The following is an 11,201-nucleotide window of genomic DNA, read 5'->3' as shown; positions in this document are numbered from 1 at the left end:
CGACGACGCTGTTTATGCTCTATTCGGTACTCACCGGTCTGACGCTTTCCAGTATCTTCATCATTTATACAGCCTCCTCCATCGCCAGCACCTTCGTGGTGACCGGCGGGATGTTTGGAGTGATGAGCCTGTGGGGATACACTACGAAGCGCGATCTGAGCGGCTGGGGCAACATGCTGTTTATGGCGCTGATTGGCATCATCCTGGCCTCACTGGTGAACTTCTGGCTGAAAAGCGAGGCGCTGATGTGGGCGGTGACCTATATTGGTGTGGTGGTTTTTGTTGGGCTGACCGCCTATGACACCCAGAAGCTGAAGAACATTGGCGAGCAAATCGATGTGCGCGACAGTTCTAACCTGCGTAAATATTCGATTCTCGGTGCGCTGACGCTGTATCTGGACTTTATCAACCTGTTCCTGATGCTGCTGCGTATTTTAGGCAATCGCCGTTGAGTTCGTTGTGCCGGATGGCGGCTACGCCTTATCCGGCCTACGAAATGATGCCGAGGGCGGTGACGAGGTATTACTTCGCCATCGCCTTCTCGTTCTTTGCCCGCAGCTTCTTCGCCCGACTCTCCAGCACCAGATAGCAGATCAGCGCCAGCAATAAGGGAATAAAGTAATACAGCACGCGGTAGGCGAGCAGGGCGGCAATAATCGCGCCTTGCGACGTGTCTTCCCCCGCCAGCAGCGCGATAAACACCGCTTCCAGAACGCCAATTCCCGCCGGAATGTGGACAATCACTCCCGCGATACTGCTGACCAGCAGCACGCCCAGCACGAAGAAATAATTCACCTCCTGGCCCAGCAGCAACCAGATAATCGCCCCCATCACCATCCAGTTGGCGCTGGAGATGGCCATCTGGGCCAGCGCAAATTTCCACGACGGTAGCACCAGTTTCTGCCCTTTGATCGTCATATGACGGTGTTTTGCGAAAGCGCAGAACCACAGATAAATAGCGATGATTAACAGCAGCACCACGCCGAGAATACGCAGCGTGCCCTCGTCGATATACCAGTGGGCAGGCAGTTGCACCACGCCAAAGGTGAAGATGATCCCGCCAAGCAAAATATAGCCCAGCCAGTTGGTGGTGATGCTAAGAGAGAAGATACGGGTGATGGTGCCACCCGGCAGGCCGAGGCGGGAATAGAGCCGGTAGCGCATACCGATGCCGCCGACCCAGGTACTGAGCGTCAGGTTAAAGGCATAGCAAATAAACGACACCAGCATCACTTGCCGCTTTGCCAGCTTGTGACCGCAATAGGCGCGGCCCAACAGGTCATAGCAGCCATAGAGCAGATAGCTGAGGATCACCAGCCCGACGGCGCTCAGCAACGCAACCCGGTTGTAGTCGCGGATCACCGTCCAGACGTCTTCCCAGTTCACCTTTTTGGCGTAGACCACCAGCAGCACAATCACGGCGATAAAAAACAGCCAGGTGAGGATCTTTTTTGCCAGCCGCCAGCGCGGATGTGATTTTGCCATCAGGGTTTGGCTCCTGTGTTCTGTACTTCTACCCGATCCTGCGTTTCCATCTCGGGCTGGGCTGGCGGATCCACCTGCGCGAGATGGGGAGTATGCGCCGGAAGCCAGCCGACCAGCGCCGGGAAGTGACGTAAGAAGTGGAACGCCAGCACGCTTTTGGTCAGGTTCCACCAGGTGCGTCTCGGCAGCATCGACTCATCGACCTGCTTACAGTCTTCGGCAATGATCGCGTTAAGGTTGTCGCGCAGCGTCTGGTTGAACTGGCGATCGTGCACGATCAGGTTGGCTTCCAGATTAAGCGACAGGCTGAGCGGGTCGAGATTGCTGGAGCCGACCGTCGCCCAGTGGTCATCCATCAGCGCCACTTTGCCATGCAGTGGCTTGCGGCGATATTCGTAAACCTGGACATCGCCTTTCACCAGATAGTTGTACAGCAGACGGGCTCCGACCTTCACAATTGGCATATCCGGCTCCCCCTGCACGATCAGTTTGACGCGCACGCCGCGGCGGGCGGCTTTGCGCATGGCGTGCAGTAACCGGTAACCGGGAAAGAAGTAGGCGTTGGCGATAATCACTTCCCGCCGTGCCTGGGTGAGCATTTTCAGGTAGTGACGTTCGATATCGTCGCGGTGCTCGTCGTTGTCGCGCCAGACGAACAGCGCCTGCGCCTCGCCGGGCTGGCGGTTCTCTTCAGCACGGTGATGACGGCGCCACCAGCGGCGCACTGCACTCTGCCCGGGAAGGTTTTCCACTTCAAACTGCAGTATATCGGCGACGACAGGTCCTTCCACGCGCACCGCGTAGTCCTGCTTGGCTTCCGGGCCATAGTCGGACATATGTTCATCGGAATAGTTGATCCCGCCGATAAACGCCACCCGGTCGTCTATCACCACAATCTTGCGATGCATACGGCGAAAGACGTTGGTGCGCATACCAAAGATCCGGGGACGCGGATCGTAATAACGAAACACCACGCCTGCCGAGGTCAGTTCGCCAACGAATGCATCGCTCAGGTCTGGTGAGCCGTAGCCGTCCAGCAGCACTTCCGCCTTCACGCCGCGTTTTGCTGCGGCCAGCAGAGCCGCATGAAGCTGTTTTCCTACCTCATCTTCAAACCAGATGAAAGTTTCGAGAATAATTCTTTGCTGCGCATCGGCTATTGCCGCAAACACAGCGGGATAATACTGGTCGCCGTTTTCCAGTAACTGGATCTGATTACCTTCACGCCAGCCACATTTCATAGATGGATCTCCGCGCTAAGGGGGGCATGGTCAGAGAGATGCCGCCAGTTGCGCAGCGGTAGCGCTGTCGGCGAACTGGCATTGGCATTTTTCACGTAAATACGATCAAGGCGCAGCAGCGGCAGGCTGACAGGAAAGGTCCGTGCCGGGCGGCCGCGGGCGCGGGTGAAAATTTCCTCCAGGCCCGCGGCTTTTAAGGAATGGTTTGCCTTTTGCCGCCAGTCGTTGAAATCACCGGCCACCACCACCGGTTCACCGTCGGGCAGGGCGTTGACCCAGTCTGTCAGCAGGGTAAGTTGCGCCTGCCGGTGAGCTTCACGCAGGCCGAGGTGAACACTCATCACATGAATCGGTTTCCCGAGTTGCGGCGGAACAATACGGCAATAGAGCACGCCGCGCTTTTCACTGCTGCCGACCGAAACATCACGATTTTCATAATGTTCAATAGGATAGCGTGACAGCACCGCGTTGCCATGATGCCCTTGCGGGTAGACGGCGTTACGCCCGTAAGCGTAGTCACTCCACATCGTGTCGGCGAGAAATTCGTAGTGCGTGGTATCCGGCCAGTTTTCGACGTGCAGCGGATGCACTTCGTGCGCGCCCATCACCTCCTGCAGGCAGACAATGTCGGCGCCAACCGTACGAACGGCATCACGCAGTTCCGGTAAAATGAAGCGCTTGTTAAAGGCGGTAAAGCCTTTATGCGTATTGATGGTGAGCACGGTGAATGAAAAATTTCGTGTCGATTGAGTCATTTTTCTCCTGTTGGCGTCACTCTTCTGATTGAAATAGTGTAGTCGTCGTCACAAAAAGGTGCGGTGTTACGGAATTTTCCGTAAAGTGCGGTACTCTGAGTCATTAGAGAAAAATCCTTCAGGAGAAAAGCCATGAGGTGGCAACAACGAGTTCGTGTCGCAACGGGGTTAAGTTGCTGGCAGATTATGTTGCATTTACTGGTCGTGGCGTTGTTGGTCTTAGGCTGGATGAGTGGCACGCTGGTGCACGTCGGCCTGGGATTATGTGTAGTGTATGGCGTGACCGTATTACTGATGCTGGCGTTACAGCGTCATCACGAGCAGCGCTGGCGTGAAGTCGCCGACGTGCTGGAAGAACTCACCACCACCTGGTATTTCGGCGCGGCGCTGATTGTGCTGTGGCTGCTGTCCCGGGTTTTACAAAACAACGTCCTGCTGGCGTTAGCGGGACTGGCAATCCTGGCCGGACCCGCAGTGGTTTCGCTGCTGGCGAAAGACAAAAAGTTACATGATTTTGCGTCTAAACATCGCATACGCCGCTGATCCCGTCGTGGCCGCTATCACCAGTAGCGGCCACAAGCTTCCCCAGACAATCTGCAAACTCGCATCTTTCAAATAGATCTGTTTGGTGATATCCGTGAAATGACGGATCGGGTTTATCCATGTCAGATTCTGTAACCAGACCGGCATGTTCTCGACCGGAGAGACGTAGCCCGACAGTAAAATCGCCGGCATCATAAAGACGAATACGCCGATAAACGCTTGCTGCTGCGTGGAGCAGAGTGAGGAGATCAACAGGCCAAATCCCACCAGCGACAGCCCGTAAATCACCATCGTGAAGTAAAACAGCGCCAGCGACCCGGCAAACGGGATCTGATACGCCCAGATACCGATTGCCAGCACGATAGAGGCCTGGCCGGTGGCGACAATCAGTGCAGGAACCGCTTTACCGATAAATATTTGCCAGGTGGTGAGCGGGGAGACCAACAGCTGATCCAGCGTGCCCTGTTCGCGCTCGCGCGCGACGGACAGCGAGGTGACGATCATCACGCCAATGGTGGTGATCATCGCGATCAGTGACGGCACCACAAACCATTTGTAGTCGAGGTTAGGGTTGTACCAGTTGCGCACCACCAGCTCGCTGTTGTTCGGCTTCGGCTTGCCCTCCATCAACTCCTGCTGATAGTTCTTCACGATTTGCTGGAGATAGTTGGCGGCGATCTGCGCGCTGTTCGAGTTACGACCATCAAGTATTAACTGCATGGGCGCAGACTGAAAGGTATCCAGATTGCGCGAGAAATCCGCCGGAAAGCGCACCAGCAGCAGCGCTTTTTGCGTATCGATTGTGGGCTGAATTTCCTGCGGGCTTTTCAGTAGCAGGATGTGGGTAAAGGCTTTGGCACGGGCAAAGCGTTGGGTCAGCTCCACCGAATGCTTGCCGTTGTCTTCGTTATAGATGGCGATGGTGGCGTTAGTCACTTCCAGCGTTGCGGCAAAGGGAAACAAAAGCACCTGAATCAGTACCGGCAAAATTAAAATCGCGCGGGTCTGCGGCTCGCGCAGCAGCGACTGCAATTCTTTGCGGATTAACGTCCATAAACGATGAAACATGCGCGTCTCCCTAATCCAGCCGACGTTTGGTTTTTAGCCACGTCAGGCCAATAAACATCACCGCTGAGGCGATCAAAAACAGCACGTTGACCACCAGCACCACCGGAATATTACCGGCGAGAAACAGGCTTTGCAGGGTGCTGACGAAGTAGCGCGCCGGAATAATATAGGTCACCGCGCGGATCACCGCAGGCATACTGTCTATCTGGAAGATAAAGCCAGACAGCATAATCGATGGCAAAAAGGCGGCATTAAGCGCCACCTGGGCGGCATTAAACTGGTTGCGGGTGATGGTGGAGATCAGAAGTCCCATCCCTAGCGTGCTGAGCAAAAACAGGCTGGTGATGAAAAACAGCAGCAGAAGCGATCCGCGATACGGGACGCCGAGAATAAACACCGACACCAGCATACACAGCAGCATCGCCAGCATGCCGAGGAAGTAGTAGGGGATGAGCTTGCACAGCAGCAGTTCGGCGCGCGTCACTTCCGTGGAGAGCAACGCTTCCATGGTCCCGCGTTCCCATTCGCGCGCCACCACCAGCGAGGTGAGGATCGCGCCGATCACCGTCATGATGATGGTCACTGCGCCCGGGATGATAAAATGCTGGCTGATTGCCGCCGGGTTAAACCAGTAGCGGGTTTGCACCTCAATCAGTGGTTCAAACGTTTCTCCGCGATCTTCCGCTCGCTGCATCTGCCAGATTTGCCAGATCCCTTCCACATAGCCCTGCACGAAGTTGGCGGTATTGGGTTCACTACCGTCGGTGATTACCTGAATGGGTGCGGTGTCGTTGGCGCGCGCCATCTGCTGGGCGAAATCGACCGGAATGACCACCAGACCGCGAATACGTCCGGCCTGCATCTTTTCAATCAGCGCCTGGCGGTTATCGCTGATGGTGGCGTCGATGTACGGTGAGCCGGTCATCGCATGGGTAAAGTCCAGCGCCTCTTCGCTTTGCTGCTCAAGCAGGATCCCCACCCGCAACTTGCTGGAGTCAAGGTTAATGCCGTAGCCAAAAATAAACAGCAGCAGCAGTGGGATCACCACGGCGATCAGCCAGCTACTGGGATCGCGGACAATCTGCCGCGTCTCTTTGACGCACAGCGCCCGTACGCGACGCCAGGAGAGAAGGCGGTTACGCATTGGCATGCTCCTTATCCCAGTCGTTAATTAACCGGATAAAAGCCTGCTCCATGGTCGGGTCCGGCGTGTCGTCATCGGCGGCCTGCGCTTTCAGATCGTCCGGCGTACCGCTGGCAATCAGTTTCCCGCGATAGACCAGTCCGATGCGGTCGCAGTATTCCGCTTCGTCCATAAAGTGGGTCGTCACCATCACCGTCACGCCTTTTTCCACCATGCTGTTGATATGCAGCCAGAACTCGCGGCGGGTGAGGGGATCGACACCAGAAGTGGGCTCGTCAAGAAACAGAATGTCCGGTTCATGCATCAGCGAACAGGCCAGCGCCAGACGTTGCTTAAAGCCCAGCGGCAGTTCGTCGGTGGCATGCGAAGCGATGCTCTTCAGACCAAACGCCTCGCTCATGCGGACGATTTTTTCGTTCTGCGCGCGTCCCCGCAGACCATAAACGCCGGAGAAAAAGCGCAGGTTTTGCTCCACCGTCAGGTTGCCGTAGAGCGAGAACTTTTGCGCCATATAGCCAAGATGCTGGCGAGCTTTGCCGGAGCTGACCTTCAGATCCATGTCCAACACCAACGCTTTCCCGGACGTGGGCACCAGCAGGCCGCACATCATTTTAAAGGTTGTCGATTTTCCCGCGCCGTTGGGGCCCAGCAGGCCAAAAATTTCTCCGCGCTGGACGGCAAAATCAACGTGGTCAGTGGCGGCAAAATCGCCGAATTTCTTGGTCAGCGCTTTCGCTTCAATCACCGTTTCGCCTGGCGTTCCCTCTACGGTATGCAAAATGGCGCCCAGCGGCGATTCAGAGGTTGCGGCACCGCCCAGCAGATCGATAAACGCGTCTTCGAAGCGTGGCGTAGTCTCGCTGATGTCGAGTTCCGGCATGCCGTTGCCATGGCGAATGTCGTCCGCCGTAGCCTCTTTTTTCAGGATCAGACGCACCGATTTTCCCTGAATCATGCCGTCGCTAACCTGCGGCAGTTTTAACGCCCGCTGGAGCAGTTTCCGGTTGTTTTCCTGTGGGCTGTGCATCAAAAAACTGCGTCCCGCCATGGTTTGCGTCAGTTGGGTCGGTTCCCCCTGATACAGCAGTTCGCCTTCGTTCATCAGCAGCACGTCCCGACACTGTTCGGCTTCATCCAGATAGGAGGTGCTCCACAGGATCAGCATCCCGTCGCCCGCCAGTTCGTGCACCATCTGCCACAGTTCGCGACGTGAGATGGGGTCGACGCCGACGCCAGGTTCATCCAGCAGCAGCACTTTGGGTTCGCCGACCAGCGTACAGGCCAGCCCCAGCTTTTGTTTCATCCCGCCGGACAGTTTTCCCGCCAGACGTCCGGTAAACGGGCCGAGCGAGGTAAATTCCAGCAGGCGGGCAAAGGTTTTTTCCCGCACCTCGCCCGTCACGCTGCGTAAATCCGCGTACAGATTGAGGTTCTCCATCACGGTGAGATCCTCATACAGACCGAATTTCTGCGGCATGTAACCGAGCACAGCATGCAGTGCGCTGTCGTTTTTGATTGGATCAAAGCCAATCACCGTTGCGCTACCGCCATCCGGCTTCAGCAAGCCCGCCAGCATTCGCATCAGCGTGGTTTTCCCGGCGCCATCCGGCCCCACCAGACCGGTTACATACCCGGCGTGAATCGTACAGTCGAGTGGGGCGACCGCCGGCTTTTCCAGTCCGGCAAAACGCTTAGTCAGCCCGCTCAGCGTGATGACGGCATCATTCATGTCCAGCCTCGTTGCCGAACTTCACCGTCACCGGCATGCCCTGGCGCAGCGCGTCGTCGGCATCGGTGACCACAATGCGCAGACGGTAAACCAGATCGGTACGCAGGTCCGGTGTCTCTACCGTTTTCGGAGTAAATTCTGCCGTCGGAGAGACAAAACCGATTTTACCGTGATAAGGCTTGTCGGGACGTCCATCGGTATACAACAGGATTTCGCGTCCCGGCTGTGCCTGAGAAAGATGACGTTCGTCGACGTAGGCGCGCACCCAGACTGGTCGGGTGAGAGAGAGCGTCAGCACGGTGCCTCCTGCGCTGAGCATGCTGCCAGGCTCGACCGCACGAGTTAGCAGCGTGCCGTTCGAGGGGGCGATAAGCGTGGTGTCATGGAGATCGAGTTCCGCCTGTGCCAACTGCGCTTGTGCCTGTTCAAGGCTGGCTTTCGCCTGGGCGATATCCTGTTCGCGATTACCGGAACGGTACTGACTCAGTTTGTCCTGCGCGGATTTCAACGTGGCCAGCGCCTGGTCGCGGGAAGAACGGGCGTTTTCCAGATCGTTAGCCGAAATAGTGCGGCTTTTCCATAATCCCTGCTGACGGTTGTAGAAATTCTGCGCGTAATCATAGGCAGCCTGGGCCTGTTTCACCGCTGCTGCCGCCTGCGCAATCTCTTCCTGACGATAGCCCGCCAGCATCAAATCGTACTGGGCCTGGGCGACGGAAACGCCTGCTTTTGCCTGCATCAGGGCGTTCTCATAGGGAGCATGATCCAGTTCGCCCAGCACCTGTCCTGTTTTAATGGTATCCCCTTCATCCACCGCCAGCGACGCGAGTCGGCCTCCGACGCGAAAGCTGAGGTTAACGGTACGGATGTCCACGTTGCCGTAGAGCGTCAGTCCGTTATCCTGCCGGCTTTGATACCACCATGTGCCACCCGCAATCACGGCGAGCAGTGCCGCAATCACCAGCCCGATAACGACAGGTTTTTTCATCACTCCAGACTCCTTTGCGATAACCCTTGCAGAATAAGATCGATATGGCAGGTCACGGTCTGCGTAATCAGTGCAGTTTTTTCTTCATCAAACTGCGACCAGCCGGTACGTAACAAAATGGTTTCTTTACCAAGACGGAATGCCAGCACTTCGCCGAGCAGCGCGTGGGTATGCAGAATCATGCGCGTATCGCTGGCGTCGCAGCCGGTATACGCGGCGATAAGACGAGTGAGATGACTGTGCAGCGGCTCAATAACCTGCTCGTGCACCCGTTGATAAGCCGCGGTAGGGGAGAGCTGTTCGCGCGAGATAAATTTGCTCAGATTGACGGTGTCCTCCTGGGTTAACAACATGATCATGTTTTTGCAGGCACGCAGAATCAGCTCGCGCATGGCCGCACGGTCGGGATGGGGCTCGGCGAATAAGCGTTCAGCTTCTTCCGCGTGTGGCCGAAACTGCGCGCCAATAAAATCGGCAATCCACTGGGCGCAGGCGAGGTATAAATCCTCTTTTGAGCCAAAATAGTAGGTAATGGCAGCAATATTTTGTCCGGCCTGCGCGGCAATGTCGCGGGTGGTGGCATGCAGGCCATACTCGCCAAACTGTGCCAGTGCGGCGGCAATTAGCTGGCTTTTGGCCTGTTCACCTTTCGTGGTCATGGTGGGGGTATTCATCACGCGACCCAATTCTTAATCAATCGATTGATTAAGATTATGACTGAATATTCTCCTTGTCCAGTCTGGTCGTTTATTTTGTCTTTTCCAGTGACCGGGATAATTTATGCGGTGTGTCACAAAAACTGCTACACTCCGCCCCTTCATGACATTGTGGTTTTTGTCATTCCCAAATTGTATGCATCTCCCTGAAAACGACACCGGGAACGGTCGGGGCGGTTCGGAGTAGTTATGTCTTTTGATTCCCTGGGTTTAAATCCTGATATTCTGCGCGCCATTGCCGAGCAGGGTTACCGTGAACCTACCCCTATTCAGCAACAGGCGATCCCTGCCGTGCTGGAAGGTCGCGACCTGATGGCGAGTGCGCAGACCGGTACCGGTAAAACGGCGGGCTTTACGCTGCCGCTGTTACAGCACCTTATTACCAAACAGCCGCATGGCAAAGGGCGTCGTCCGGTGCGTGCGCTGATCCTGACGCCGACGCGTGAGCTGGCGGCGCAGATTGGTGAAAACGTCCGTGATTACAGCAAGTATCTGAACATTCGCTCGCTGGTGGTTTTTGGCGGCGTGAGTATTAACCCGCAGATGATGAAACTGCGCGGTGGCGTCGATGTGTTGGTGGCAACGCCGGGCCGCTTGCTGGACCTGGAACACCAGAACGCGGTGAAGCTGGACCAGATTGAGATTCTGGTGCTGGATGAAGCGGACCGTATGCTGGATATGGGCTTTATTCACGATATTCGCCGCGTGTTAGCGAAACTGCCGGCGAAGCGTCAGAACCTGCTGTTTTCCGCGACGTTCTCTGATGAGATCAAAGCGCTGGCCGAAAAGCTTTTGCATAACCCGCTGGAAATTGAAGTGGCGCGTCGCAACACGGCGTCTGAGCAGGTGACGCAGCACGTCCATTTTGTCGATAAGAAACGCAAGCGCGAACTGTTGTCGCAGATGATCGGTCAGGGCAACTGGCAGCAGGTACTGGTCTTTACCCGCACCAAACACGGCGCCAATCACCTGGCGGAACAGCTCAACAAAGATGGTATCCGCAGTGCAGCGATCCACGGTAACAAGAGCCAGGGGGCGCGCACCCGTGCGCTGGCGGATTTTAAATCAGGCGATATCCGCGTGCTGGTGGCGACTGACATTGCGGCGCGAGGTCTGGACATCGAAGAACTACCGCATGTGGTGAACTACGAGCTGCCGAACGTTCCGGAAGATTATGTGCATCGTATCGGTCGTACTGGACGTGCAGCCGCTACCGGTGAAGCGCTGTCGCTGGTTTGTGTTGATGAACACAAACTGCTGCGTGACATTGAAAAACTGCTGAAAAAAGAGATCCCACGTATTACCACGCCGGGCTATGAGCCAGATCCCTCGATCAAAGCTGAGCCGATCCAGAATGGTCGTCAGCAGCGTAGCGGTGGTGGCGGTCGGGGCCGTGGTCAGGGACAAGGGCAGGGCGCGGGTCGCGCTCAGCAGCCGCGTCGTCAGGACGGTGGCTCGTCGAAGGGYAAACCGGCTGGTGAAAAGCCACGTCCACCGCGTCGCCCGCGCAGAATTACACCCGTACAGTAAGG

Annotated in this window: 11 protein-coding genes; 3 read left to right on the top strand and 8 right to left on the bottom strand. The window is 56.3% G+C overall.

Going from position 1 to position 11,201, the window contains the following annotated elements; all coding sequences use genetic code 11:
• The coding region (locus tag JTI98_RS21285) for a Bax inhibitor-1/YccA family protein (protein WP_252869603.1) at positions 1-452 on the top strand (452 nt) is incomplete at its 5' end.
• Between the two features lie 70 nt (positions 453-522).
• Here JTI98_RS21285 and JTI98_RS18785 read toward each other — a convergent pair.
• The 3 genes from JTI98_RS18785 to JTI98_RS18775 are packed head-to-tail and all read right to left on the bottom strand — an operon-like array spanning position 523 to position 3,481.
• Positions 523-1,485, bottom strand: coding sequence for a lysylphosphatidylglycerol synthase domain-containing protein (locus tag JTI98_RS18785; RefSeq protein ID WP_043001296.1), 963 nt, complete (start codon positions 1,483-1,485; stop codon positions 523-525).
• Complete coding sequence (clsB, locus tag JTI98_RS18780) at positions 1,485-2,726, bottom strand: cardiolipin synthase ClsB (RefSeq protein WP_043001295.1); 1,242 nt, start codon at positions 2,724-2,726, stop codon at positions 1,485-1,487. Before clsB ends, JTI98_RS18785 begins: the two co-directional genes overlap by 1 nt.
• Positions 2,723-3,481 carry an endonuclease/exonuclease/phosphatase family protein gene (locus JTI98_RS18775; protein ID WP_043001294.1) on the bottom strand — a complete coding sequence of 253 codons (759 nt, stop codon included), beginning with the start codon at positions 3,479-3,481 and terminating at the stop codon, positions 2,723-2,725. The genes clsB and JTI98_RS18775 overlap by 4 nt, the downstream gene beginning before the upstream one ends.
• A 132-nt stretch (positions 3,482-3,613) precedes the next feature.
• On the opposite strand from JTI98_RS18775, the gene JTI98_RS18770 reads away from it, so the two are divergent.
• A complete protein-coding gene (locus JTI98_RS18770) occupies positions 3,614-4,024 on the top strand; it encodes a YbhQ family protein (protein ID WP_044327533.1) in 411 nt (136 codons plus the stop codon).
• Here JTI98_RS18770 and JTI98_RS18765 read toward each other — a convergent pair.
• The 5 genes from JTI98_RS18765 to cecR are packed head-to-tail and all read right to left on the bottom strand — an operon-like array spanning position 3,986 to position 9,627.
• Complete coding sequence (locus tag JTI98_RS18765) at positions 3,986-5,092, bottom strand: ABC transporter permease (RefSeq protein WP_043001292.1); 1,107 nt, start codon at positions 5,090-5,092, stop codon at positions 3,986-3,988. The two genes, JTI98_RS18770 and JTI98_RS18765, sit on opposite strands and share 39 nt — an antisense overlap.
• Positions 5,093-5,102: 10 nt before the next feature.
• Positions 5,103-6,236 (bottom strand): ABC transporter permease, encoded by a 1,134-nt coding sequence (locus JTI98_RS18760; protein ID WP_043001291.1) that lies wholly within the window; start codon positions 6,234-6,236, stop codon positions 5,103-5,105.
• Complete coding sequence (locus JTI98_RS18755) at positions 6,229-7,965, bottom strand: ATP-binding cassette domain-containing protein (RefSeq protein ID WP_216081656.1); 1,737 nt, start codon at positions 7,963-7,965, stop codon at positions 6,229-6,231. The genes JTI98_RS18760 and JTI98_RS18755 overlap by 8 nt, the downstream gene beginning before the upstream one ends.
• Complete coding sequence (hlyD, locus tag JTI98_RS18750; protein ID WP_044267988.1) at positions 7,958-8,953, bottom strand: secretion protein HlyD; 996 nt, start codon at positions 8,951-8,953, stop codon at positions 7,958-7,960. Before hlyD ends, JTI98_RS18755 begins: the two co-directional genes overlap by 8 nt.
• Positions 8,953-9,627: a transcriptional regulator CecR gene (cecR, locus tag JTI98_RS18745; protein ID WP_044327530.1), complete on the bottom strand. Its 675-nt coding sequence runs from the start codon at positions 9,625-9,627 to the stop codon at positions 8,953-8,955. The genes hlyD and cecR overlap by 1 nt, the downstream gene beginning before the upstream one ends.
• Positions 9,628-9,858: 231 nt before the next feature.
• Here cecR and rhlE point away from each other — a divergent pair, with 231 nt between their 5' ends.
• Positions 9,859-11,199, top strand: coding sequence for an ATP-dependent RNA helicase RhlE (gene rhlE / locus JTI98_RS18740; protein WP_216081655.1), 1,341 nt, complete (start codon positions 9,859-9,861; stop codon positions 11,197-11,199).
• The last annotated feature ends 2 nt before the right edge of the window (positions 11,200-11,201 follow it).

This window comes from Citrobacter sp. MGH 55 (genome assembly GCF_016906145.1).
Classification (GTDB): Bacteria; Pseudomonadota; Gammaproteobacteria; order Enterobacterales; family Enterobacteriaceae; genus Citrobacter_A; species Citrobacter_A amalonaticus.
The sequence above is the reverse complement of the archived record's forward strand: the minus strand, read 5'-3'. Positions and strand labels throughout refer to the sequence as shown.